This window comes from Falsiroseomonas oryzae (genome assembly GCF_027856955.1).
In the GTDB taxonomy this organism is placed as follows: Bacteria; Pseudomonadota; Alphaproteobacteria; order Acetobacterales; family Acetobacteraceae; genus Falsiroseomonas; species Falsiroseomonas oryzae.
In genome coordinates, this window is the sequence record NZ_JAPSMD010000042.1 from 1 (window position 1) to 22,976 (window position 22,976).

22 protein-coding genes and 1 pseudogene are annotated in these 22,976 nt (G+C 71.5%); 14 read left to right on the plus strand and 9 right to left on the minus strand.

Annotation, left to right across the window (positions count from 1 at the left end; genetic code table 11):
• Positions 1-444: DUF697 domain-containing protein (locus OZN99_RS06980; RefSeq protein WP_270934478.1), on the plus strand; the 444-nt coding region annotated here is incomplete at its 5' end.
• A 46-nt stretch (positions 445-490) separates the two neighbouring features.
• Here the strand turns inward: OZN99_RS06980 and OZN99_RS06985 are convergent.
• Positions 491-1,825 (minus strand): hypothetical protein, encoded by a 1,335-nt coding sequence (locus OZN99_RS06985; RefSeq protein ID WP_270934479.1) that lies wholly within the window; start codon positions 1,823-1,825, stop codon positions 491-493.
• Positions 1,826-2,029: 204 nt separating this feature from the next.
• On the opposite strand from OZN99_RS06985, the gene guaB reads away from it, so the two are divergent.
• Positions 2,030-3,535: an IMP dehydrogenase gene (gene guaB, locus OZN99_RS06990; RefSeq protein ID WP_270934480.1), complete on the plus strand. Its 1,506-nt coding sequence runs from the start codon at positions 2,030-2,032 to the stop codon at positions 3,533-3,535.
• Positions 3,536-3,551: 16 nt separating this feature from the next.
• Here the strand turns inward: guaB and OZN99_RS06995 are convergent, their stop codons facing one another.
• Positions 3,552-4,400 carry a hypothetical protein gene (locus OZN99_RS06995; RefSeq protein WP_270934481.1) on the minus strand — a complete coding sequence of 283 codons (849 nt, stop codon included), beginning with the start codon at positions 4,398-4,400 and terminating at the stop codon, positions 3,552-3,554.
• Between the two features lie 166 nt (positions 4,401-4,566).
• Here OZN99_RS06995 and OZN99_RS07000 point away from each other — a divergent pair, with 166 nt between their 5' ends.
• From OZN99_RS07000 to OZN99_RS07010, 3 genes are read left to right on the plus strand one after another with little or no spacing between them, the layout of a single operon-like run.
• Positions 4,567-5,250: a haloacid dehalogenase type II gene (locus tag OZN99_RS07000; RefSeq protein ID WP_270934482.1), complete on the plus strand. Its 684-nt coding sequence runs from the start codon at positions 4,567-4,569 to the stop codon at positions 5,248-5,250.
• Entirely contained in the window at positions 5,247-6,554 is a 1,308-nt protein-coding gene (locus OZN99_RS07005; protein ID WP_270934483.1) for an RsmB/NOP family class I SAM-dependent RNA methyltransferase, read from the plus strand. Before OZN99_RS07000 ends, OZN99_RS07005 begins: the two co-directional genes overlap by 4 nt.
• Positions 6,551-7,129, plus strand: a complete 579-nt coding sequence (locus OZN99_RS07010; protein WP_270934484.1) for a GNAT family N-acetyltransferase — start codon at positions 6,551-6,553, stop codon at positions 7,127-7,129. The genes OZN99_RS07005 and OZN99_RS07010 overlap by 4 nt, the downstream gene beginning before the upstream one ends.
• A gap of 8 nt (positions 7,130-7,137) precedes the next feature.
• Here OZN99_RS07010 and OZN99_RS07015 read toward each other — a convergent pair whose 3' ends face one another.
• Positions 7,138-9,120 carry a C1 family peptidase gene (locus OZN99_RS07015; RefSeq protein WP_270934485.1) on the minus strand — a complete coding sequence of 661 codons (1,983 nt, stop codon included), beginning with the start codon at positions 9,118-9,120 and terminating at the stop codon, positions 7,138-7,140.
• Positions 9,121-9,252: 132 nt separating this feature from the next.
• Between OZN99_RS07015 and guaA the strand changes: the two genes are divergently transcribed.
• Positions 9,253-10,845: a glutamine-hydrolyzing GMP synthase gene (guaA, locus tag OZN99_RS07020; RefSeq protein ID WP_270934486.1), complete on the plus strand. Its 1,593-nt coding sequence runs from the start codon at positions 9,253-9,255 to the stop codon at positions 10,843-10,845.
• A gap of 338 nt (positions 10,846-11,183) precedes the next feature.
• Here guaA and OZN99_RS07025 read toward each other — a convergent pair whose 3' ends face one another.
• Positions 11,184-12,053: a CPBP family intramembrane glutamic endopeptidase gene (locus OZN99_RS07025; RefSeq protein ID WP_270934487.1), complete on the minus strand. Its 870-nt coding sequence runs from the start codon at positions 12,051-12,053 to the stop codon at positions 11,184-11,186.
• A gap of 185 nt (positions 12,054-12,238) precedes the next feature.
• Here OZN99_RS07025 and OZN99_RS07030 point away from each other — a divergent pair, with 185 nt between their 5' ends.
• On the plus strand, positions 12,239-12,796 hold the full coding sequence (locus OZN99_RS07030) for a DNA-3-methyladenine glycosylase I (RefSeq protein WP_270934488.1): 558 nt from the start codon (positions 12,239-12,241) through the stop codon (positions 12,794-12,796).
• Positions 12,797-12,872: 76 nt separating this feature from the next.
• Complete coding sequence (locus tag OZN99_RS07035) at positions 12,873-13,235, plus strand: ArsC family reductase (protein ID WP_270934489.1); 363 nt, start codon at positions 12,873-12,875, stop codon at positions 13,233-13,235.
• 4 nt (positions 13,236-13,239) lie between these two features.
• Here the strand turns inward: OZN99_RS07035 and OZN99_RS07040 are convergent, their stop codons facing one another.
• Complete coding sequence (locus OZN99_RS07040) at positions 13,240-13,944, minus strand: hypothetical protein (RefSeq protein WP_270934490.1); 705 nt, start codon at positions 13,942-13,944, stop codon at positions 13,240-13,242.
• A 167-nt stretch (positions 13,945-14,111) separates the two neighbouring features.
• Between OZN99_RS07040 and OZN99_RS07045 the strand changes: the two genes are divergently transcribed.
• A complete protein-coding gene (locus OZN99_RS07045; RefSeq protein WP_270934491.1) occupies positions 14,112-15,140 on the plus strand; it encodes an amino acid ABC transporter substrate-binding protein in 1,029 nt (342 codons plus the stop codon).
• Between the two features lie 79 nt (positions 15,141-15,219).
• On the opposite strand, the gene OZN99_RS07050 is transcribed toward OZN99_RS07045, so the two are convergent.
• From OZN99_RS07050 to OZN99_RS07060, 3 genes are all read right to left on the minus strand, one after another.
• Positions 15,220-16,194: a Bug family tripartite tricarboxylate transporter substrate binding protein gene (locus OZN99_RS07050; protein ID WP_270934492.1), complete on the minus strand. Its 975-nt coding sequence runs from the start codon at positions 16,192-16,194 to the stop codon at positions 15,220-15,222.
• Between the two features lie 46 nt (positions 16,195-16,240).
• A complete protein-coding gene (locus tag OZN99_RS07055) occupies positions 16,241-16,603 on the minus strand; it encodes a hypothetical protein (protein ID WP_270934493.1) in 363 nt (120 codons plus the stop codon).
• A 116-nt stretch (positions 16,604-16,719) separates the two neighbouring features.
• The gene (locus tag OZN99_RS07060; protein WP_270934494.1) at positions 16,720-17,727 is read right to left on the minus strand and encodes a Bug family tripartite tricarboxylate transporter substrate binding protein; all 1,008 of its coding nucleotides are present in this window, start codon (positions 17,725-17,727) and stop codon (positions 16,720-16,722) included.
• Between the two features lie 315 nt (positions 17,728-18,042).
• Between OZN99_RS07060 and OZN99_RS07065 the strand changes: the two genes are divergently transcribed.
• The 5 genes from OZN99_RS07065 (at position 18,043) to OZN99_RS07085 (ending at position 22,380) form a co-directional block, all read left to right on the plus strand.
• Positions 18,043-19,947, plus strand: a complete 1,905-nt coding sequence (locus OZN99_RS07065; RefSeq protein ID WP_270934495.1) for a ribonucleoside-diphosphate reductase subunit alpha — start codon at positions 18,043-18,045, stop codon at positions 19,945-19,947.
• A complete protein-coding gene (locus OZN99_RS07070) occupies positions 19,938-20,147 on the plus strand; it encodes a hypothetical protein (RefSeq protein ID WP_270934496.1) in 210 nt (69 codons plus the stop codon). The genes OZN99_RS07065 and OZN99_RS07070 overlap by 10 nt, the downstream gene beginning before the upstream one ends.
• 40 nt (positions 20,148-20,187) lie before the next feature.
• Positions 20,188-21,243 carry a ribonucleotide-diphosphate reductase subunit beta gene (locus OZN99_RS07075; protein WP_270934497.1) on the plus strand — a complete coding sequence of 352 codons (1,056 nt, stop codon included), beginning with the start codon at positions 20,188-20,190 and terminating at the stop codon, positions 21,241-21,243.
• 64 nt (positions 21,244-21,307) lie between these two features.
• Entirely contained in the window at positions 21,308-21,982 is a 675-nt protein-coding gene (locus tag OZN99_RS07080; RefSeq protein ID WP_270934498.1) for an SCO family protein, read from the plus strand.
• Positions 21,983-22,095: 113 nt separating this feature from the next.
• A complete protein-coding gene (locus OZN99_RS07085) occupies positions 22,096-22,380 on the plus strand; it encodes a hypothetical protein (protein WP_270934499.1) in 285 nt (94 codons plus the stop codon).
• Between the two features lie 118 nt (positions 22,381-22,498).
• Here OZN99_RS07085 and OZN99_RS07090 read toward each other — a convergent pair.
• Positions 22,499-22,976: pseudogene (locus tag OZN99_RS07090) on the minus strand (tRNA1(Val) (adenine(37)-N6)-methyltransferase); the annotation flags it as partial.

A 22,976-nucleotide genomic window follows, 5' to 3' on the forward strand; every position in this document is an offset into this window, starting at 1 on the left:
GCGCTGCGCCAGGCGGGCGACCTGCCGGCGCTGACGGCGCTGCTGGAAGCGGGGCCATTGGCGCAGCTGGACCGCGCGGCCAGCTCGGCCGGCCGCGCCGCGGCGGCGCAGGCCTTCGCGGCGACCGCGGTGGTCCCCTCCCCGGCGCTGGATGCGCTGTTCTTCGCCTGGCGCGGACTGCGGCTGGTGCGGGAGGTCGCGGTCATCCACGGGCTGCGCCCGGGCATCGCGGGCACCATCTCGCTGGTCCGGCGCTGCGTCTTCGAGGCCGGGACCGTCGCCGTCGCCGATGTCGCGATCGATGCGGCGACGCGCGCGGTGATTTCCAGCCCGATGGTCCAGCACGTGGCGGGCGAGGCGGCGACCGGGGCGGTCGCGGCGCGACGGATGCTGCTGCTGGCGAGGGCGGCATCCCGCGCGTGCCGGATCGTGCCGCCGCGCTGAGCGGCACTGCGGGAGGGACGCTGTCCCTCCCCGCAGGCGCCGTGCGTCAGCCGATCAGCACGTCCGCCTGCGACGACGGCGCCGAGAGCCGCACGGCGATGTCCGTCGTGCCGTTCTCGTCGGCGTCCAGCGACCAGACCGTGCGGCTCGCGTCGAAGCGGGCGTCGCCCGGGATCTGCAGCGTCGCGAGCGTCGGTGCGTCGAAATCGTCCTCGGCGCCGGAGGCGAGCCAGGCTTCGATGACCTGCTGCGACGCCGCGTTGGAGGCGAGCGCGAAGCCGGCGATCTCCTGCGGCGCGCCGAGCGTGCCGGCGGCGAACAGCGCATCGCTGTCCAGCGTCTGCAGCAGCGACACGACGTTCACATGGGCGTCCGCCGCGTTCAGCTCGACCGGGTTCCCCGCCTCATCGAGCGCGGGCAGCGTCTTCGTCGCGCCGATATGGCTGCCGATGCGCGTGACGATGTCGCCGTCCGTGCGCAGGTTGAGCGCGGTGATCACCTCGAGCGCCGCAGGGTCGAGCGTGCCGCCGTTGATCGCCGCCGCGGCATCGCGCCCGCCCAGCGAATCGACGGTGACGAGCTGAACGGTCCCGGTCGGAACAGGGCTGCCGCCCGCCAGCAGCGCCTGCGCCGTCTCCAGCGCGGCAACCTGCGCGACGGCTCCACCCAGGCTGGGTCCGGTCAGCAGCACACCGCCCTTGGCGCCCGCCGCCGCGGCGTCGGCGATCATCTCCGCGAAAGCCGCAGATTCGACCTGGAGGCGACCGAGGGTCGCCGCGGCGACCTCGTCGGCGCGGGAGCCGACCTGCAGCCCGTCCACCGCGAAAACCTCGCCGCCGCCCTCGACCGGCGCGAGGCGCAGGGCCGAGAAGCCGCTGGCATCGTCGCGGTAGGTCTCGACGACCGCGAAGCTCCGGCCGCGCACGTCCACGAAGGCCGAGTCGGGCCCGAGCGCCTGCACGACGCGCGGCGCGGCAGCCAGGCTGGCCGCGACGGCGGCCAGCTCGCGCGGGATGTCGGCGCTGCCGGTCGGCACCTCCCCGGTCGCGTCGGGGCCGGAGAGCCCCGGGGGCATGCGGGCGACAAGGGATTCGAGGTCGTCCAGGCCGTCGACCGAAATGTCGTCCAGCCCGAGCCGGGCCAGGGCGTCGCGGATCGCCGGGTCGTCGAAGACCGCAGCCAACCGGTCGCCTGCGTCCTCCAGCTGGGGCTGCAGGGCATCCATTCGGGCGCGCAGGTCGTCCTCCAGCGCGGCGAGGTCCGGGCGCATCGTCCCGAGGGCCGCGGTGAGGTCCTGCTCCGCAGCCTGGAAGGTGGGGCGCACTCGGTCCTCGAAGGCGGACAGGTCGTCCAGGAAACGCTGATTGAGGCCGAAAGCCATGGCGCGTGGGAACTCCGGATTGTGGGGGTTGCCTGTGGGAACGCATGGCGCGGCCGTCGTCTCCGCCACGACGCCGTTATTCCGTCGTCCAGCCTTTCCCGTTGCGGATCGTCACGAAGCTCTCATGGCCTCTGCGCTGGACGGCCGGGGCGCATCGGGTGTAGGTCGGGCCGCCAAGGTCGCGTTCCGCACGAGGTACCCGCCATGGCGCCCCCCGACAGCCCGCATTCCCTTCCGTCCGACCGCGGGCGGTTCGAGGAGGCCTACGCCTTCGATGACGTGCTGCTGGTGCCGGCCTATTCCACCGTGCTGCCCGCGGACACCGACACCCGCACGCGACTGACGCGCGAGATCGCGCTCAACATCCCGCTCGTCGCCGCGGCGATGGACACGGTGACGGAGGCGCCGATGGCCATCGCCATGGCGCAGGCGGGCGGCATCGGCGTGGTGCACAAGAACCTCTCGCCCGAGGACCAGGCCGCCCAGGTGCGCCGGGTGAAGAAGTTCGAGAGCGGGATGGTGGTGAACCCTCTGACCATCCATCCCGACCAGACCCTGGCCGAGGTGCATGCGCTGCAGGACGCGCACAAGATCAGCGGCATCCCCGTGGTGGAGCGCGACGGCGGCAGGCTGGTGGGCATCATCACCAACCGCGACGTGCGCTTCGCCTCCGACCCGAATACCCGCGTCTACGAGCTGATGACGCGGGAGAACCTGGTGACCGCCAAGGGCGACGTGACTCCGGAGGAGGCGCGCGGCCTGCTGCACAAGCACCGCATCGAGAAGCTGCTGGTCGTGGACGAGCAGTTCCGCTGCATCGGCCTGATCACCGTGAAGGACATGGACAAGGCGCAGGCCAACCCGAACGCGGTCAAGGACGCGATGGGCCGCCTGCGCGTCGCGGCGGCGACCGGGGTCGGCGAGGACGGGCTGCGCCGCGCCACGCTGCTGGTCCAGGCCGAAGTGGACGTGGTGGTGGTGGACACCGCGCATGGCCATTCGGGCGGCGTGTTGAAGGCGATCGAGCGGATCAAGCGGCTGTCGAATTCCGTGCAGGTCGTCGCCGGCAACGTCGCCACGCCGGAAGGCGCGCTGGCGCTGATCGAGGCCGGGGCGGATGCGGTGAAGGTCGGCATCGGCCCGGGCAGCATCTGCACCACGCGCATCGTCGCCGGCGTCGGCGTGCCGCAGCTGACCGCGGTGATGGAGAGCGCCGCGGCCTGCCGCGAGCGCGGCGTGCCCTGCATCGCCGATGGCGGCGTGCGGTCCTCCGGCGACATCGCCAAGGCGATCGCGGCTGGCGCGGATTGCGTGATGATGGGCAGCGTCTTCGCCGGGACCGACGAGGCGCCGGGCGAGGTCTTCCTCTACCAGGGCCGCAGCTACAAGTCGTATCGCGGCATGGGGTCGCTCGGCGCCATGGCGCGCGGCTCGGCCGACCGCTATTTCCAGGCGGAAGTGGCGGACAAGCTGAAGCTGGTGCCGGAGGGCGTCGAGGGCCGCGTCGGCTACAAGGGCCCGGTGGGCGCGGTGATCCACCAGATGGTCGGCGGCCTGCGCGCCGCGATGGGCTACACCGGCAGCGCGACCATCGCCGACATGCAGCGCAGCGCGCGCTTCCGCCGCATCACCAATGCCGGCCTGCGGGAGAGCCACGTGCACGACGTGGCCGTGACGCGGGAAGCGCCGAACTACCGGATGGAGGGGTGAGCGGGCGGCGCGCCGCTCACTCCGGCGGTCGCCCCGCGTAGTACTGCCACGCCGTCTCCCAGGCGACGCGCTGCAGGAATGCGCCTGTCTCCGCATCGAGCCCGGCCGTGTAGCGGTTGCCGACCGGCGAGGTGCCGTACAGCGCCGCATAGGTGATGGCCGCCGCGAGATAGGTGCCGGCGAGGGTCGGATGGCGCTGGTCGTCCTCGTGCAGCGCCAGGCCGGGCCGTTGCGCCAGGGCGCGCGCGAAGGCGAGCCCCGCCGGAATCACCAGCGCGCCCGTCGCGTTGCCGGCCAGCGTGTAGGAGTCCGCCATCTGCGCCAGCCGCTCGGGCCGGTCGCGATCGGTCCAGGCCATGAAAAGGACCGGCTGCGCACCATGGCGCCGCACGATCTCGGCGTCGCGCCGGATCCGCGCCAGATAGGCCTCGCGCGACGCCGCATCGGGCGGGCAGCCGCCGCAATCCGTCATGATCGCGATGTCGAAGGGCCGATGGCCGTTCGGCCCGAAGGCGACATCGGTGCGCGGCGCCGGCCCGGTGCGCGCCATCACGAAGGCGATGGGGTCGTGCCAGTCGATGCGCCCGGCGGCCACCGTGACGAGCGCGGCCCGGAAGCCCTGGGCGGAGCCGGCGCCGTAGCGCAAGGCGGCGAGATGGCCCGCCAGGCCGCCACTGCCGCGGAAGACATCCGCGAAGAAGCTCTCGTCGAGATACACCGCGGAGGCCGGCAACTCCGCATCCAATGACAGCACCGTCGGGCGCGTCTCGGCTGCCGCGGGCAGGTGGAGTGCCACCACGCCCAGCGCGACGGCCGCGCCCAGCACCGCCCCTGTCGCGCGGATCGCGCGGGGTGCAGGGGACATCGTTGTTTCCTCCCTCAAGGCGCGCCGCGTTGGGTCGCGCCGGCGGAAGGCTAGACCATGCGATGCGCGGCAGGGAATGCGGAAAACGCAAGCCGTTGCCGCGGGGCCTTGCCCCGCGCCGCGGGCGGCGCAAGCATGGGCGCCGAACAAGGACGCCAGCTCCCCGATGTCCGTACCGGCCGGTTCCCCGGCCGCCGTCGTCTTCGACGCCTACGGCACCCTGCTCGACGTGCACGCCGCCGTGGCGCGCCACGCCGGGCGGCTGGGCGCGCAGGCGTCCGCCGTCTCGGCATTGTGGCGCGCGAAGCAGCTCGAGCAGTCCTGGATCCTGTCCGCCACCGGCGACTACGCCGATTTCGCCACGCTCACCCGCCGCGCGCTCGACATCGCGCTGGCCGCGCATGGCATCGCCGATGATGCGCTGCGGGACGACCTGCTGGGCGCCTATCGTCGCCTGGACGCCTTCCCCGATGCGGCGCCCGCACTGGCCGCGCTGCGCGGCGCGGGGCTCGCCACCGCGATCCTGTCGAATGGCGAACCGGCGATGCTGGAGGAAGCGGTGGCGGCAGCGGGCCTCGATCCGCTGCTCGATGCCGTGCTGTCGGTTCATCCGCTGCGGCGCTACAAGCCGGCGCCCGAGGTCTATGCACTGGCGACGACGCGCTTCGGCTGCGCGCCGGAGCGGATCGCCTTCGTCTCCGCCAATGCCTGGGACGCCTTCGGCGCGGCGCGCTTCGGCTTCCGCGTCCATTGGCTGACCCGCGCGCCGGTGCCGGTGGAATACGGCCTCGACCGCCTGGCGAGGGCGCGCATCGCGACGCTGGCCGAGCTGCCGGGGCTGCTGGCATGACGCCCGCGGGCCGCGTGCAGGGTGCCATCGACCTGCTGGCCGCGCTGGACGCGGAGCCGCGGCGGCCGGCGGACGCCATCGCCAACGACTTCTTCCGCGCCCGCCGCTTCATAGGCAGCGGCGACCGCCGGGCGGTCTCGGAGCTCGCCTGGGGCGTGGTGCGGCAGCGGCTGCGGCTGGGCTGGCACCTCGCCCAGCTCGGCCTGCCCGCGACGCCGCGCATGGTACTGGCGGCGCATCTGCTGATCGTGGAGGGCTGGCCGCCGCAGAAGCTCGCCGGCCACTTCACCGGCGACCGCTTCGCCCCGGTGCCGCTGGAGCCGGCCGAGGTCGAGGCGGTGCGGCGCCTCGCCGGCCGTCCGCTGGTGGATCCGGCCATGCCGGAAGGCGCGCGCCTGAACCTGCCGGACTGGGCGTTGCCTGGCCTGCGCGCCCGCTTCGATGGCCGTCTGGCGGAGGAGGCGGCGGCTATGGAGGCAACGGCGCCGCTCGACCTGCGCGCCAACCTGCTGCGGACCAGCCGGGAGTCGGCGCGGCTGGCGCTGGCCGGCGAGGGGATCGCGGCGGAGCCGACGCCCTTCTCCCCCTGGGGGCTGCGCGTCGCGGACCGCAAGCCGGTCTCCGCCACCGCGGCCTTCAAGGAAGGCCTGGTCGAGGTGCAGGACGAGGGGAGCCAGTTGATCGCCCTGCTCACCGATGCGCGGCCGGGCATGCGCGTCGCCGATTATTGCGCAGGCGCCGCGGGCAAGACGCTGGCCCTGGCTGCCGCCATGGGCAATCGGGGGCACATCGTGGCCTGTGACGTCTCCGCCCCGCGGCTGGAAGGGGCGGGGCGCCGGTTGCGCCGGGCCGGCGTGGACAATGTGGAGCGCCACCTGCTGGTGCCGGGCGACAAGTGGCGCAAACGGCGCGGGCGCAGCTTCGACCGGGTGCTGGTCGATGCGCCCTGCACGGGCAGCGGCACCTGGCGTCGCAATCCGGATGCGCGGTTGCGTACGACGGAACGGGATCTTGCCGAACTGACGGCAAAACAAACCGTCATCCTCGATGACGCGTCAGAGCTCGTGCGTCCGGGCGGCAGGCTGGTCTACGCTACCTGCTCGCTCCTTCCGGAGGAGGACGAAATGCAGATCGAGCGCTTCCTCGGGCGCCATCCTGATTTCGTCACGCGCCCCGTCCCGGCGCTGTGGGCGGAACTCTGCCCGGGCGTCGCCGCGCCCGGCGAGGGCCTGTTCATGGCCTTGTCGCCCGCGCGCCAAGGCACCGACGGCTTCTTTGCGGCCGTGCTGGAGCGACGGCCATGATCTGTGTCCGCAGGGCACGCCCGGATGACGCGCCCGGCATCGCCGCCGTGCATGTCGCGGCCTGGCGCAGCGCCTATGCCGGCATCCTGGACGACACCTATCTCGCCACCCTGTCCGAGGCGCGGCTGGCAGCCTTCTACCACCGCGCCATCCTCGACCGGCATGGCGGCCATGCCGTCTTCGTCGCGACCGCGGCGGGCACCGATCAGCCAGGCGACCGGCCTGGGCCGGACGCGGCGATCGTCGGCTTCGCCTCTGGCGGCCGCGCGCGGCGCCGCGGCCTGGCGGAAGGCGAGGTGGAGACGCTCTACGTGCTGGACGACTTCCGTGAGCGCGGCGTGGGCCGGCGGCTGATGCGAGCCATGGCGGCGCATCTGCGGGCCATCGGCTGCAACTCCGCGCTGGTGTGGGTGCTGGCGGACAATCCGGCGCGCTACTTCTACCGCCGGATCGGCGGCCGCCAGGCGATGAACGAGCAGATCCGCGTCGCTGGCCACCCGGTGCAGCAGACCGCCTTCGCCTGGGACCCGATCGACGTGCTGCTCTCCGCGACCGCGCCGGTGAAGGAAGGGTAGCGCGGGGCTCAGAACACCATGTCGCGCGTGTCGAAGGGCCGCGTCGGCGCGCGGCCCAGGATGTTGCGCAGGATCGAGTTCATCGTGGCCGGGTCGTTGTCGAAGCCGCCATGCGCGCGGCTGGCGGACTCGCCGTGCGCGCCGGGCCGCGGCGTGCGCGCCACCACCAGCCCGGGCGCCAGCAGCTTCCGCACCGCCGCATCCGCCTCGATGTGGCGCTGCATGCCGAGAAGGGGCGTGGCGCGCCGTGCCTCGAAGGCATTGCTGACGAGGAACAGCAGCGACTTGCCGTAGGGGCCGACGGTGTCGTCCTGCTCCGCCTGGTCACCCAGGATGTAGGTGTCGGGCAGCGGGCACTCGCCGCGCTTGATCGCCGGCATCAGCGTCGCGCGGAACAGGTCGAGCGTCATCGCCGGCGCCATCAGGTGCAGGCTGGCGAGCTTCAGCCCGGCGCCGAGCAGGTGCGGCAGCGCGTGGGCGGCGAAGATCGCGCCGGCGCTGTGCGCCACCACATGCACCTCCCAGCGCGCGCGCTCGGCCGCGGACACGTCGCCCAGCGCCGCGGCCAGTTCCCGCGCCATCACCTGCGCGGCGCCCTTGCCAGCCGGGTGGTCGGAGGCGAGGCGCGCATTCTCTTTCATCTCGCGCCACAGCGTGCCGCCGATGGCGGCGGCGGTGAGTTCCAGCGACATGTCGCGGCCTTCCCGCAGTCCGTCGCGCAGCTTGCGCATCCAGTCGCCGATCGCGCCGGCCCGCTCGTCGGCGGCGGTGAAGACGTCGTCCACGATGTGGCGCAGCGTCTCGAAGGCGCCGGACTCCCACATGATGTGCAGCGGGTAGATCTCGTTCTCCAGCAGCACGTCGCGGAAGGCGACGACGCGGCGCGCGGTCGCCGCCTCGCTGTTCAGGCCGCCATGCAGGTAGAGCAGCACCCGCCGCTTCGGCCAGGCCTTGGCGCGGGCGGGGATCACCTCCCGGAACAGGCGTGTCACGTCGGACTCGGTGGTCCAGTAGTCGCCCTTGCGGGACAACTCGCCATTGTTGCCGACATCCACGATGAAGGGGCGCACCTGGTCGAGCGGAATCGCCGCCTCGGCGCGCGCCATGCCCTGGGTGGTGTCGGCCGCGCCGGCCGCCCAGAGGTCGAGCGCGACGGGCACGCCGAGCTGCGCCGCCCACACATCCGTCGCGTGCAGCAGGAAGTCCTCGTAGGGCAGCAGCGCGAAGCCGCCGCGGCCCCAGCCCTTGCCCCAGGAGTTCTGCACGACGAAGCCGTCTTCCGTGAAGCCGCAGATGGCGACGGCGTGCCCGGATGCGGCGCGGCCCTTCCGCATGATCACCGGCAGCTTCAGGCTGCCCGCCCGTCCGCCGGCGTCGAAGCGCAGGGTGCGCGTCGTGGGGCCGGGCTCGTCCCAGCCGTCATGCACCATCAGCGTGACGTAGAGGATGCCAAGCTCGGCCAGCGCCGCGTGCATGTCGCGGATCTCGCGATGCGCCACGCGGTAGAAGGCGCCCCCGGGCACCTGGCGCGCCCTGGCGACGATGTCCGGCGTCAGGTGGGTCGAGCCGTGCCGGTCGTCCGGCCAGAGCGTCCGGTGGCAGACGCCGTGCCGCACCCAGCCCTTCATCGCGCCGCGCGCGGAGGAGCCTTCGTAGGCCTCGCCCGGCCACTCGTCGTAGCGCCGCGCCATCTCGTAGAGCATGCGGGGACTGACCGGCAGTCGCGCATCGCGCGCGGTGCCGGCGCGCTGGGCGATCAGGTAGTTGATGACGGCCGAGAGCGCGAAGCCGGTGCAGGCGCCCTCGGTCCCCTGGTCCAGCACGGCCGGCACGCGGGCGCAGTTCACCATCGTGTCCGGCAGGGCTAGCAGGCTCGGACGGTAGAACCAGTCACGGATGTCCACCCGGTCCGGCATGGCGTCCAGGCGGCGTCCGGCCAGGCTCCTTGCGGGGCGGGCCTTGGCGGCGGGGGTGGTCTTCCTGCTGGGCATGGCCGGGCGCAGCGCTCCGCGAGGCTGTTGTCCCGGCCCCGGAATGCTGCGCCCGGCCGGTGGCGCGCCGCAAGCGGCCTGTCCGGGCAGCTGATGCTTGCCCCCGGGGCGGGGTTGTGGTCATAGCCCGCCATGACGCTCCCCCCCGACTCCGCCCCCGCCGCCGCCGCCGCCCGGCACGAGCGCATCCTCATCCTCGATTTCGGCAGCCAGGTGACGCAGCTGATCGCGCGCCGCCTGCGGGAGAGCGGCGTCTACTGCGAGATCTGGCCCTACAACGCCGCGCCGGAGGCCCGCATCCGGGCCTTCGCGCCGAAGGGCATCATCTTCTCCGGCGGGCCGGCCAGCGTCACCGAAGGCGAGAGCCCGCGCGCGCCGCAGGCGGTGTTCGCGATGGGTCTGCCCATCCTCGGCATCTGCTACGGGCAGCAGACCCTGGCGCATCAGCTGGGCGGCACGGTGGAGGGCGGGCATGCGCGGGAATTCGGCCGCGCCTTCGTGGACGTCACCGGCGACTGCGCCATCACCCAGGGCGTCTGGGCGAAGGGCGCGCGCGAGCAGGTGTGGATGAGCCATGGCGACCGCATCACGCAGCTGCCGCCCGGCTTCCGCGTGGTGGCCAGCAGCGAGGGCGCGCCCTTCGCGCTGATCGCCGATGATGCGCGCCACTACTACGGCACGATGTTCCACCCGGAGGTCGTGCACACGCCGCATGGCGCGCAACTGCTGAAGAACTTCACGCATCTCGTCTGCGGCTGCATCGGCGACTGGACGATGGGCGCCTTCCGCGCGGAGATGGTCGCGAAGATCCGCGCCCAGGTCGGCCGCGGCCGCGTGGTCTGCGGGCTGTCCGGCGGCGTCGATTCCAGCGTCGCCGCCGTGCTGATCCATGAGGCCATCGGCGACCAGCTCACCTGCATCTACGTGGACCACGGTCTGATGCGCGCGGGCGAGAGCGAGCAGGTTGTCTCTACCTTCCGCGACCGCTTCAACATCCGCCTGATCCACCGCGACGCGAGCGAGCTGTTCCTCGGCCAGCTCAGCGGCGTCACCGACCCGGAGGTGAAGCGCAAGACGATCGGCCGGCTGTTCATCGAGGTCTTCGAGGAGGAGCAGAACAAGCTCGGCGGCGCCGATTTCCTGGCGCAGGGCACGCTCTATCCCGACGTGATCGAGAGCGTCTCGGCCACCGGCGGGCCGAGCGTGACCATCAAGTCGCACCACAATGTCGGCGGCCTGCCCGAGGGGATGCGCATGCAGCTGGTGGAACCGCTGCGCGAGCTGTTCAAGGACGAGGTGCGGGCGCTGGGCCGCGAGCTCGGCATCCCCGAGGCGATCGTCGGCCGCCATCCCTTCCCGGGGCCCGGCCTCGCGATCCGCATCCCCGGCGAGGTGACGCGGGAGAAGGCGGACCTGCTGCGCAAGGTGGACACGATCTTCCTGGAGGAGATCCGCAGCGCCGGGCTGTATGATGCCATCTGGCAGGCCTTCGCGGTGCTGCTGCCGGTGCGCACCGTCGGCGTGATGGGCGACGGCCGCACCTACGACCAGGTCTGCGCGCTTCGCGCCGTGACGAGCACGGACGGGATGACGGCGGATGTCTATCCCTTCGACATGGCGTTCCTGACGCGCGTCGCGAACCGCATCGTCAACGAGGTGCGCGGGATCAACCGCGTGACCTACGACATCACGAGCAAGCCACCGGGCACGATCGAGTGGGAGTGACGGAGTTCCGGCGTTGCCTTGGCGGCGACCTTCGATCCTTGATCGTCAGGGCCTTCCGGCTGCACGGCTCTCCGGCCTGACCGTCTCCGATGGCAGTTCGGACCAGCGCCTGATCCGCGAAGGCGGCATCGCCGAAGCGGTGAATCAGCCGCCCGGACGAAGGCTGCGGCGTTATCCACGCATGTGGATCACGCCGACCTCCGTCCCGGCGGTTGCCGGCGGGATGTCAGCCTGTCCCGCTTCTGCGCGCACTCAACTCACGGTGGGGGGCTGGCGGCAGTGACGGCGCGGTGCCTGCCAGACTGCCGACCGGCTTGTCCCTGGCCGAGCGCCGCGGCTCAACCCGTGCGCCGCCAGAACGGCGGCACGACATGTCTCCGCCGGATGGCCATGATCAGGAGCACCACGCCCGTCGTCGTGCAGAGCATGAAGGCGATCAGCGAGGATTCCAGGCCGAAGCTGCCGCCGGTCAGCGCGACCGGGCCCTCGATGGTGGCCCTGATCAGGCCCGGGCGGCTTTCGCCACCGGAGACGATGCCGGAGAAGATGCCGGACTGCGTGTAGTTCCAGGCCAGGTGGAAGCCGATGCTCAGCCAGAGCCGCCGCGTCACCATGTAGGCGGCGCCGAGCAGCAGGCCGGCTTCGATGCTGATGAACAGCGCGCCCATGATCGTGGCCGCCGGATTGATCAGATGCAGGAAGCCGAACACGAAGGACGACACGGCGAGCGAGATCCAGCTGCCGAGCGACTCCTCGACGATGCGGAACAGCACGCCGCGGAACAGCAGCTCCTCGAAGATGGCCGCGCTCAGCGCCATCGCCACCGCCGGCAGCATGAAGGCCAGGGGGTTCAGGCCCTCGATGCGGTAGATGCCGAGCACCATCAGGATCAGCACGCAGGCGGTGTAGAGGCCGGCGCCGATCAGCAGGCCGATCCCCAGTTCGCGGCCCATGCCCGGCAGGGCCAGCTCGCTGACCGGGCGCCGTTCGACCAGCCGGACGAAGCCGGCGTAGACGGCCAGGCCCAGCGCCGTCATGCCGGCCGCCACGCCGATGGCTGCCATGGGCGAGCCCGATGCCTCGGACATGTAGGCGTTGCTCTGGCCCAGCATGTAGAAGATGAGCCCGCCGAGCAGGATCAGGCGGGTCAGCGGGAACTGCGCGATGCGCAGCCACAGAGCTGGTTTCGGATCCGTGATGCTGTTCATGTCAGGGTCGCAACTGCTTCGGTGAGCCGCGTAGTCGACACGGCTGCGGATGTCGAGCGTGACCGGCTGCGGCGGCTCGGCGCGGCTGGTCGGGCCATCGGCCGCGCCGGGCGGCGATGGGCGCCGGCACGGAAGCCGATCAACGGGGCTGGAAACACCACGAACAGGATGCGAACGTCCGGCGCATGACGGCAAAGACCCCTGCTCGCTGCGCCTGGGCCGACAGTGATCCGCTGATGGCCGCCTACCACGACGCCGAATGGGGCGTGCCGGTCCGCGACTCCCGCATGCTGTGGGAGACGCTGATGCTGGAGGGCTTCCAGGCGGGCCTCTCCTGGCAGGTCATCCTGCGCAAGCGCGAGGCGTTCCGCGCCGCCTTCGCCGGCTTCGATCCGGCCAAGGTCGCCGCCTTCACCGAGGCCGACGTGACGCGGCTGCTGGCCGATCCCGGCATCGTGCGGTCGCGGGCGAAGATCGAGGCGACCATCGCCGGCGCGCGCATCTTCAACGCCATGCAGGCTCGCGGCGAGGACTTCGCCGACTTCTGCTGGTCCTTCACGCAGGGCCGTCAGCTCCGCGGCGATGGCAGGGCGAGCGTCACGCCGCTCTCGGAGTCGATCTCGAAGGAGCTGAAGCGCCGCGGCTTCAAGTTCGTCGGGCCGACCATCGTGTACGCCTGGCTGCAGGCCGTGGGCATCGTGGACGACCATGCCCCCGGCTGCTTCCGGCATGGCGCACGCTGACCGAACCGCGACAACCGCTTGATCGCACTGGACGAGCGCGCCGAGACTGGCGGCTGCACGCAGCAGGAGACATCGCATGGCAGGCGGGGTGACGATCCACGGCATCCGCAACTGCGACACCATGAAGAAGGCGCGCGCCTGGCTGGAGGCGCGGGGCGTGGCGCACCGCTTCCGCGACTACAAGGCGGATCCGCCCGCCCGCGCCGAGATCGAGGGCTGGGTGCGGCAGGTCGGCTGGGAGTCACTGGTCAACCGCGCCGGCACCACCTTCCGCAAGCTGCCGGAGGCCGAGAGGGCTGGGCTGGACGAGGCGCGCGCGATCGCGCTGATGGTCGCGCAGCCTTCCGTCATCAAGCGGCCGGTGCTGGAGGCGGGCGGGGCGCTGCTCGTCGGCTTCTCGCCGGAGGGCTATGCGCGGCGGTTCGACGCCGCCGCCTGAATCGTCACGCCGCCGGCCCCGGGAAGATCGGCGTGCCGCGCGTCGCCGCGGCCGGCGCAGCCACCGAAAGGCCGCGCCGGCACGCATCGCACCACAGCAGGGCCGGCGCGTTCTCCGGCGTGCGCTCGTCCGGCGTCGGCACGGAGAGCCGCAGCGTGCCGAGCCCGCCCTGCCAGCGCGCCAGCGCGAGCAGGTCGATGGTGCAGTCCGCCTGGACCCGCCCGCCCGGCCAGGCCCGCAGCCCGATGCCGCGGTCGCGCATCGCCGCGACGACGGGCTGCAGATGCATGCAGGGCGCCTCGCTTGGGGGGCCTCCCCAGGGACCTGCCACGGTTGTCGCGGCCGCGGCGGCAGTGGCATTGGCGTCGCGCTGCGCCGCCCAGGCGCGGCGGATGGCCGGCAGCAGCAGCCAGAGCGCGGCGCCGCCCGCAACCGTGCCGACCGGGACGGCGAACAACATCAGCACCGCGACATAGCCGAGCGCGATGGGCCCCCAGCGCCGCCGCCGCAAGGTGCCGACGGCCCCCGCCAGCGCCGGCAGCAGCACCACCGCCGCCGCCACCAGGAACAGCGCGACCGCATCCTGCGTCGATGTACGGCGGAGCGGATCGGCCGCGGCGAGCAGCACCGCGATCGGGAAGCCCAGCAGCAGCGCCAGCCCGGCCGTCAGGCCGAAGCACCAGGCGACGATCCGCTCTCCCCGTGTCATCTGCGGCCCACCCTACGCTCCCGGCCAGCCTGTCCCGGCCACCGGCGCCGGTCCAGCCCGTCGGGCGCCGATCCCACTTGCCGCCGGCGCGCCACGCGGGAAGGATCGTGCCGCGCGCCGAGGCCGGGCGACGCGAAGACTGCATTCTCGACGGGAGAGCTTCACATATGCGTCTTGCCAGACTCGGCGCCGCGCTTGGCGCCGCGCTTCTCGGTGCGGGCCTTGCCGCGCCCGCCTTCGCCCAGCCCGCGGCGGACACCGTCGCGGCGATCCGCCAGCGCGGACAGCTGGTCTGCACCGTCTCGCCCTCCACGGTCGGCTTCTCGCTGCCGGACAGCCAGGGTGTGTGGCGCGGCATCGACGTGGACTACTGCCGCGCGGTGGCCGCAGCGCTGCTGGGCGACCCCAGCCGCATCCGCATCGTGCCCTCCTCCACGCAGCAGCGCTTCACCATGCTGCAATCGGGCGAGGTGGACCTGATCGTCCGCACCACCACCTGGACGCTGGCGCGCGAGGCCTCGCTCGGCATGCTGTTCGCCGGCATCAATGTCTATGACGGCCAGGGCTTCATGGTGCACCGCGACAGCGGCGTCACCTCCGCCCGGCAGCTGGACGGCGCCACGGTCTGCGTGCAGCCGGGTACGACGACCGAGCTGAACATGGCCGATTTCTTCCGCACGCACCGCCTGCGCTACACGCCGGTCGTGATCGAGAACATCCAGGAGATCCGCGAAGCCTTCATCAGCCGCCGTTGCGACGCCTACACCAACGACAGTTCATCCCTGGCGTCCTTCGCCGCCAGCCAGGGCCCGAACGCCAACCGCTACCTGCTGCTGCCGGAGATCATCTCCAAGGAGCCGCTCGGCCCGGCGGTGCGCAAGGGCGATGCGCGCTTCTTCGACATCGTGCGCTGGACCCACTTCGCCCTCGTGACCGCTGAGGAGCTCGGCATCACCCAGGCCAACATCGACAGCTTCGCCAACAGCACCAATCCCGACGTGCAGCGCTTCTTGGGCCGCACCGGCGACCTCGGCCGGATGATGGGGCTGGAGAACGACTGGGCGGTGCGCATCATCAAGGCCGTCGGCAACTACGGCGAGGTGTGGGAGCGCAACCTGACGCCGATCGGCTTCCCGCGCGGCGTGAACAACCTCTGGAACCGCGGCGGGCTGCAATACGCCCCGCCGATGCGCTGAGGCGCGCCGGACCACTCCGCGAAAGGGGCGGCCGGCAGCGGCCGCCCCCTTCGCCTGACGGCGGACCGTTTGCCATGGCCTAATCCGCGCGCGCCCCGCTGGCGCGCACCAGCGGCACCCAGAGGTCGATCTCGGTCTTCAGGAAGTCCGCGAAGCGCTGCGGGGTCCAGCCGCGCATCGCGGGCGTGCCCATCTCGTCGAAGCGGTTGCCGATGGCGGGGTCGGAAAGCGCCTGCTCGATGGCGGCGGCCATGCGCTGCACGATCGGATCGGGCGTGCCGGCGGGCGCGTAGATGCCGTACCAGGAATACGCCTTGAAGTCGCCGAGCCCGGCCTCCCGCGCTGTCGGCACGTCGGGCGCGTGCGGGCTGCGCTCCTCGGTGGCGACGAACATCAGCCGCGCTGTGCCTTCGCGATGGAACGGTGCGAGCAGGGAGGGGATGTCGGTGGTGAAGGCGATCTCGCCCTGCTGCAGCGCCAGGAAGGTCTGGCCGGGGTTGCGGTAGGTGACATGCTCCGCCCGCGCCCCGATGCGGGAGAGGAAGGTCGCCGAGCAGATGTGGCCCGACGTGCCGGCCCCCGCGCTGCCATAGCTGAACCGCCCGGGATTGGTGCGCAGCAGCGCCATGAACTCGGACGCGTTGTTCACACCGAGCCGGCCGGACGCCGCGATGCCGAGCGGGACGAAGACGGTCGGCGCCACGCCCACCAGGTCGCGCACGGGGTCGTAGGGCAGCCGCGCGTAGAGGCCGAGCGCGAGCGCCATGTTGGAGACGGTCGCCAGCAGGAAGGTCTCGCCGTTCGGCGCGGACTTCGCGACATGATCGGCGCCCACGGTGCCGCCCGCCCCGACCCGGTTCTCCACCACCACGGGCTGCCCGAGGATCTCCGCGAGCTTGGGCGCGAGCAGCCGGGTGGTGATGTCGGTGCCGCCGCCGGTGCCGAAGGCGACGACGATGCGAATGGGCCGCGTCGGCCAGGCCTGGCCGAGGGCAGGGCGCGCGAGTGCCGCGGCGGGCAGGACCAGCGCGGTGCGTCGGGTGAGTCGGTTCATGGCAGGGGCCTCCGGCGCAGATGAAAGCGCATCGGGGGCCCGTGCGCTATCGCGCGGGCGGCGGCGCCACGGGCAGGGCGGCGGTGTAGGGCTCGACCACCAGCGCCTCCTGCCGCAGCACGGCGACCTGCTCGCGCGTCGCCAGGCGCGTGCTGCCGTCCGGCGCGCGGCCCACCACGTAGCGCCAGCCCGTCACCTGCCCCTCCTGGGCGATGCGGCGGGCGATGCGCTCCACCTCCGGCCCGGTGCCGAGGGCGGCGAGTTCGGCGGGCGTCAGGCCCATCACGATCTCCCCGCGCTGCGTCACCAGGCGGAACAGGCGTACGGGCGTGTCCTGTGCGGCGGCGGGCCGGGCGGCCAGGAACAGGGCGGGCAGGCCGATCAGGGCGAGGCGGCGGGTGGCGGTCATGGCCGGGGTCTCCGTTCTGCGGGTGGCGGCAGGATGGGCCGGCCGGGTTGCGCGCCGATGGCGCGCGCCCGATGCAATGTTTCCGGGATGCTTCGCGCCGGGCGCGTCCGGCGCGCCTACTCCCGGATGTTCAGGCTGCGCACCAGCGGCGCCCACATGGCGTTCTCCTCCCGCACGAAGGCGGCGAAGCGCTCCGGCGTCCAGCCGCGCATCACCGGCGTGCCGGCCTCCTCGAAGCGGCGGATCATGGCGGGGTCGGAGACCGCCTGCTCCACCGCCGCGGCCATGCGGTCCACGATGTGGCGCGGCAGGCCGGGCGGGCCGAAGAAGCCGAACCAGGAATAGGCCTTGTAGTCCGGCATTCCCGCCTCCCGCGCGGTCGGCACGTCCGGCAGCAGGCTGCTGCGCTCCTCCGTCGCCATGAACAGAACGCGCGCGGTGCCGGCCTCGTGGAAGGGCTTCAGCAACGCCGAGATGTCGCAGCAGTAGTGGATCTCGCCGCTGTTCAGCGCGGCGAAGACCTGGCCGCCGCCGCGATAGGGGACGTGCACCGTCTCCGCGCCGACCTTGATCGCGAAGGTCGCGGCCGCGATGTGGCCGGAGGAGCCGACGCCCGAGCTGCCATACTGGTAGCGGCCCGGATTCGCGCGGATCAGGTCCACGAATTCCTGGCCGGTGCGCACGTTCAGCCCGCGCGTCGTCACCGCCAGCCCGATCGGCACGAAGACCGCGGGCGCGATCGGCGTCAGGTCGCGCACGGGGTCGAAGGGCATCGGCGCCGGAAGCCCCGGCGCCAGGCCAATGGGCGAGAGGGTGGACTGCACCAGGATGTCGCCGGTCGGCGGCGACTTCGCCACGTAGTCCGTGCCGACCACGCCGCCGGCGCCCGGCCGGTTCTCGACGATCACCGGCTGGCCGAGGATCTCGGACAGGCGGGGTGCCAGGATGCGCAGCGTGACGTCCGACCCGCCGCCCGGGCCGAAGGGCACCACGATGCGGATCGGGCGCGTCGGCCAGGCGGGCTGCCCGAGGGCCGGCGCGGCGAGCAGCGCCCCCCCGCCGGCCACCAGCCCGCGGCGGGTGACGGCCAGGGGGGCGGGCCGGGGGGTGAGAAGGCGGGTCATGCGAGGGTCTCCCGAAGGCATGCGCGATCATGCGCCGCGGCGGCGGCGGCGCGGAAGGGGCGCGCGAGGGCTGTGGATCATGAGGACATCGGGGACGGAATGCCGTGGCCTCTTCCGCCCGGGCCGGCCGGCGTGATCCAAGGGTGGCGCGGTCCGGTTAGGCTTGCTTTAACGAACGAAACGGCAACATCTGACGCGAGGACGGGAGCCTGTGGAAAAATCAACAGGGGAACCCGGGGGCAGCGGTGGTGTTTGGCGGAGTGTGGCAACACTACATCTTGTTGCGGTGGGCCGGCCGGGGGCAATCTCCGCGCCATGGGGGAGTCGCCCCGGGTATCGGGGCTGATCGAGGGGGTTGTCGTGTTCGACGCAGTCCAGCTTGAAGGGCATGGCCAGGTCCGCATCGACCGCTCGCGCGACGCACTGCTGACGGATTTCGGCAAGGCGACGCTCGACGACCGCTACCTGCTGCCTGGCGAATCGTACCAGGATCTCTTCGCCCGCGTCGCCTCGGCCTATGGCGACGACGCGGCGCATGCGCAGCGGATCTACGACTACATCTCGCGTCTGTGGTTCATGCCGGCGACGCCCGTGCTGTCCAACGGCGGGACGACGCGCGGGCTGCCGATCTCCTGCTTCCTGAACGAGGCGACCGACAGCCTGGAGGGCATTGTCGGCCTCTGGAACGAGAATGTCTGGCTCGCCGCCAAGGGCGGCGGCATCGGCAGCTACTGGGGCAACCTGCGCGGCATCGGCGAGAAGGTCGGGCGCAATGGCAAGACCTCCGGCGTCATTCCCTTCATCCGGGTGATGGACAGCCTGACGCTGGCGATCAGCCAGGGCTCGCTGCGCCGCGGCTCGGCCGCCTGCTACCTGCCGGTCAGCCACCCGGAGATCGAGGAATTCCTCGAGATGCGCCGCCCCACCGGCGGCGACCCGAACCGCAAGGCGCTGAACCTGCACCATGGCGTGCTGATCCCCGACGCCTTCATGCGCGCGGTCGAGGCCGACGAGGAATGGGCGCTGGTCTCGCCCAAGGACGGCGCGCTGGTGCGCAAGGTCTCCGCGCGCGCGATCTGGATCCGCATCCTGACGGCGCGCATCGAGACCGGCGAGCCCTACATCATCTACTCCGACCACGTGAACAAGGCTCGGCCGGAGCACCACAAGCTCTCCGGCCTGGAGGTGAAGACCTCCAACCTCTGCTCCGAGATCACGCTGCCCACCGGCATCGACCAGCACGGGATGGAGCGCACCGCGGTGTGCTGCCTGTCCTCGCTGAACCTTGAGACCTGGTTCGAGTGGCACAAGGAGCCGCGCTTCATCCCGGACGTGATGCGGTTCCTGGACAACGTGCTGCAGAGCTTCATCGACACCGCGCCGGATTCCATGGCGCGCGCCAAGTACAGCGCCATGCGGGAACGCAGCGTGGGGCTGGGCGTGATGGGCTTCCACAGCTTCCTCCAGGCGCTGAACGTGCCCTTCGAGAGCGTGGTGGCGAAGTCCTGGAACAAGCGGATGTTCAAGCACATCCGCGAGCAGGCCGACGCGGCTTCCCGCCAGTTGGCGGAGGAGCGCGGGCCCTGCCCGGACGCCGCCGAATACGGCTTCATGGAGCGCTTCTCGAACAAGATCGCGATCGCGCCGACGGCGTCCATCTCGATCATCTGCGGCGGCGCGTCGCCGGGCATCGAGCCGATCGCGGCCAATGTCTACAACCACAAGACGCTGTCCGGCAGCTACATCGTGCGCAACCCGTACCTGAAGAAGGTGCTGGCGAAGCACGGCCGCGACGATGACGAGACCTGGACCGCGATCACCGTCCGCAAGGGCAGCGTGCAGCACCTCGACTTCCTGACCGAGCAGGAGCGCGCCACCTTCAAGACCGCCTTCGAGCTGGACCAGCGCTGGGTGATCGAGCATGCGGCGGACCGCACACCCTTCATCTGCCAGTCGCAGTCGGTGAACGTCTTCCTGCCGGCCAACGTGCACAAGCGCGACCTGCACCAGATCCACGTCATGGCGTGGAAGAAGGGCGTGAAGAGCCTCTACTACTGCCGCAGCCTGTCCATCCAGCGCGCGGATGCCGTCAGCGAGAAGGTGGTGGGCCAGTCCGACGTGATGACCGCGCACAAGGACGAGGTCGCGCAGCCGTCGCTCGACCTGGTCTCGCCGCCGGCCAACCCCACGAATTACGAGGAGTGCCTCGCGTGCCAGTGACGGACCCCACGCTGCCGGATGACGCGCTGCGCCTCGCCGCGCGCCGGGCCCAGCTGGCGCGGCAGCTGGACCTGATGATCGACGAGCGCGGTCCGGTGGAGCAGGTGAAGCGCCTGCTCGCCGACCTCGACTCCATCTCCGCCGACCTCGCGAAGACGCTTCGCGAGGCCGATGCACCGGGCAGGCGCGCGCTGCGCTGAGCCCCGTCCCCCCGGACGCCCCAAGTCGAAGAGAGAACCCATGCCGGACGATGTTGTCTCCCGCGACGAACTGCCCATCCGTTTCGACCTGCTGACCGCCAACCCGGTCTACAAGCCCTTCCGCTACCCCTGGGCCTATGAGGCCTGGCTGCAGCAGCAGCGCATCCATTGGCTGCCGGAGGAAGTGCCGCTCGCCGACGACGTGAAGGACTGGCAGAAGAACCTGACGGCCTCCGAGCGCAACCTGCTCACGCAGATCTTCCGCTTCTTCACCCAGGCGGATGTCGAGGTGAACAACTGCTATATGAAGCACTACAGCCAGGTCTTCAAACCGACCGAAGTGCTGATGATGATGTCGGCCTTCAGCAGCACCGAGACCATCCACATCGCGGCCTATTCCCATCTTCTCGACACCATCGGGATGCCGGAGATCGAGTACACGGCCTTCCTCAAGTACAAGGAGATGAAGGACAAGTACGACTACATGCAGAACTTCTCGGTCGAGAACAAGACCGAGATCGCCAAGACGCTCGCCGCCTTCGGCGCCTTCACCGAAGGCCTGCAGCTCTTCGCCTCCTTCGCCATCCTCATGAACTTCCCGCGCTTCAACAAGATGAAGGGCATGGGGCAGATCGTCAGCTGGTCGGTGCGCGACGAGACGCTGCACTGCCTGTCCATCATCCGCCTGTTCCGCACCTTCGTGCAGGAGAACCCGGAGATCTGGACCGAGGAGCTGCGGCGCGACCTCTACCTGATCTGCTCCACCATCGTGGACCACGAGGACGCCTTCATCGACCTGGCCTTCGAACTCGGCGGCGTGCAGGGCCTGGATGCGGCGCAGACCAAGCAGTACATCCGCTTCATCGCCGACCGCCGGCTGCAGCAGCTCGGCCTCGAGCCGCTCTACCGGATCGAGAAGAATCCGCTGCCCTGGCTCGACGAGATGCTGAACGCGGTGGAGCACACCAACTTCTTCGAGAACCGGGCGACCGAATACTCCAAGGCCTCCACCACCGGGTCCTGGGAGGAAGCCTTCGCCGACAGCACCTTCTCGACCGCCCAGCCGGAGGGCGAATTGGCGGTCGGCCGGCACTGAAACGGGCCGGGCGTCTGGGGGCGGCTTGCCGCCGCCCCCGCCATCCGCCTATGTCCGGGGTGCCATGCTGAAAGCCGTCCGCTTCTTCGCCTCGATGGTCATCGTGCTGATCGGCCTGCTCTGGGCCGCGGCGTGGATGAGCGCGACGGACGGGGAGAGCGTGGCGGAGTCCTTCGCCCGCGGCACGGCCGCCATGTTCGGCTACGAGATGGCGGCGCCCTCCCCAGGCGGGGTGCAGCTGCCGCAGGGACTGGTCCTTGGCGGGCCCTTCACCCTGACCGACCACACCGGCCGCCGCGTGACCGAAGCCGATTTCGCCGGCCGCTTCCTGCTGGTGTATTTCGGCTTCACCTACTGCCCGGATGTCTGCCCGACGGAGCTCGGCACCATCGCCGCCGCCGTCGATGCGCTGGACGGCCAGGCCGACCGCGTCGTCCCGGTCTTCATCACCGTCGATCCGGAGCGCGACACGCAGGAAGCGATGGCCGACTATGTTAGCCGCTTCCATCCCCGCATGGTCGGCCTGACCGGAACCGAGCAGCAGGTGGCCGCCGCCGCCCGCGCCTATCGCGTCTTCTACGCCAAGGTGCAGCGGACCGACGCCACGGACTACCTCGTGGATCATTCCTCCTTCGTCTATCTGGTCGGTCCGGACGGGCGTGTTCGCGCACTGTTCCGGCCAGACACGACGCCGGACGCGATCGCGCAGGCCATCCGCGGGCAACTCCGCGGGGCGTGACGCGCAAGAGGTGGCGGATGCGCAGGGTTCCGATGCGTCGGCCAGCTTTGTATGATAGATCAAGGAGCGGTCCGGCAACGGGGCGGCCGGGTCCCAGGGGAGCCCTTGCGTAGATGGCCGAAGACGAGAGGGACCAGCCGGGTCGTGACGCCGGGCGCCCGAGTGCCGGGCCGCCGAGGCATACGCGCCGGCTGTCGGACAAGATCCTGATCGCCTTCCATCACGCCTGCGACCAGGGCGATTACGAGGTCGCGGAAGAACTTCTGCGCATCCTCGAGATGATGCTCACGCGCCGCCCCGTGGCGCCCGACGTGAATCGCCGCAAGAACATGGAGAGCCTGGTGGCGGCGCATGAGCGGCTGTGGCTGCTGCGCCACCCCGAGGCCAACGAGAGCTAGCCCAGCCCGCGATCGCCGGGAGTGTGCACACCGAAGGTGGGCACGGCGAAGGGCGTGAATCGCCGGGCCAGAGAACCCAGACCGGCGTAGCCCTGAACACAGTCAGGGCTACGCCTGTCTAGCCGGCGAGCGCGGCTCCGGCGCGCAGCACGGCGTCGGCTTCCGGTGTCGGGCCGCTCTCATCATGCAGCACCAGCCCCGGCAGCAGCCGGCTCGGGCCACGTCCGCCGCGGCGCCCGGACAGCAGCACCCGCTTCGCGGACACGCCGGCGCGGGGCCAGAGCGGCAGCACGGCGATGCTGCCGAAACCGCTGCCCGCCAACGCCGTGATCCCGTCCGCCAGGCGCGCCGCCGGCAGCACCAGCGTTGCGCTGCCGCCATGCCGCACCGCCGCCGCCAGGCAGCCGGTCCAGGCCCCGAGCGTCGTCGCGTCGGCATGGGTCGCCGCGCTGCGCAGTGCCTCGGGCGGCGCGGTGCCGGCGGGCCAGAAGGGGGGATTCGCGAAGCCATGCGTCGCGGCCGGCAGGCCGGCGCGCAGGGCCGGGTCGGCGATGTCGCCCTCGATCACCGTGACGTGGCCCGACAGGCCGTTCAGC

Bases quoted from the DNA above. Each gene is read 5' to 3' on its own strand.
- OZN99_RS06985 (WP_270934479.1), bottom strand. From the start codon at position 1,825: ATGGCTTTCGGCCTCAATCAGCGTTTCCTGGACGACCTGTCCGCCTTC.
- guaB (WP_270934480.1), top strand. From the start codon at position 2,030: ATGGCGCCCCCCGACAGCCCGCATTCCCTTCCGTCCGACCGCGGGCGG.
- OZN99_RS06995 (WP_270934481.1), bottom strand. From the start codon at position 4,400: ATGTCCCCTGCACCCCGCGCGATCCGCGCGACAGGGGCGGTGCTGGGC.
- OZN99_RS07000 (WP_270934482.1), top strand. From the start codon at position 4,567: ATGTCCGTACCGGCCGGTTCCCCGGCCGCCGTCGTCTTCGACGCCTAC.
- OZN99_RS07005 (WP_270934483.1), top strand. From the start codon at position 5,247: ATGACGCCCGCGGGCCGCGTGCAGGGTGCCATCGACCTGCTGGCCGCG.
- OZN99_RS07010 (WP_270934484.1), top strand. From the start codon at position 6,551: ATGATCTGTGTCCGCAGGGCACGCCCGGATGACGCGCCCGGCATCGCC.
- OZN99_RS07015 (WP_270934485.1), bottom strand. From the start codon at position 9,120: ATGCCCAGCAGGAAGACCACCCCCGCCGCCAAGGCCCGCCCCGCAAGG.
- guaA (WP_270934486.1), top strand. From the start codon at position 9,253: ATGACGCTCCCCCCCGACTCCGCCCCCGCCGCCGCCGCCGCCCGGCAC.
- OZN99_RS07025 (WP_270934487.1), bottom strand. From the start codon at position 12,053: ATGAACAGCATCACGGATCCGAAACCAGCTCTGTGGCTGCGCATCGCG.
- OZN99_RS07030 (WP_270934488.1), top strand. From the start codon at position 12,239: ATGACGGCAAAGACCCCTGCTCGCTGCGCCTGGGCCGACAGTGATCCG.
- OZN99_RS07035 (WP_270934489.1), top strand. From the start codon at position 12,873: ATGGCAGGCGGGGTGACGATCCACGGCATCCGCAACTGCGACACCATG.
- OZN99_RS07040 (WP_270934490.1), bottom strand. From the start codon at position 13,944: ATGACACGGGGAGAGCGGATCGTCGCCTGGTGCTTCGGCCTGACGGCC.
- OZN99_RS07045 (WP_270934491.1), top strand. From the start codon at position 14,112: ATGCGTCTTGCCAGACTCGGCGCCGCGCTTGGCGCCGCGCTTCTCGGT.
- OZN99_RS07050 (WP_270934492.1), bottom strand. From the start codon at position 16,194: ATGAACCGACTCACCCGACGCACCGCGCTGGTCCTGCCCGCCGCGGCA.
- OZN99_RS07055 (WP_270934493.1), bottom strand. From the start codon at position 16,603: ATGACCGCCACCCGCCGCCTCGCCCTGATCGGCCTGCCCGCCCTGTTC.
- OZN99_RS07060 (WP_270934494.1), bottom strand. From the start codon at position 17,727: ATGACCCGCCTTCTCACCCCCCGGCCCGCCCCCCTGGCCGTCACCCGC.
- OZN99_RS07065 (WP_270934495.1), top strand. From the start codon at position 18,043: ATGGGGGAGTCGCCCCGGGTATCGGGGCTGATCGAGGGGGTTGTCGTG.
- OZN99_RS07075 (WP_270934497.1), top strand. From the start codon at position 20,188: ATGCCGGACGATGTTGTCTCCCGCGACGAACTGCCCATCCGTTTCGAC.
- OZN99_RS07080 (WP_270934498.1), top strand. From the start codon at position 21,308: ATGCTGAAAGCCGTCCGCTTCTTCGCCTCGATGGTCATCGTGCTGATC.
- OZN99_RS07085 (WP_270934499.1), top strand. From the start codon at position 22,096: ATGGCCGAAGACGAGAGGGACCAGCCGGGTCGTGACGCCGGGCGCCCG.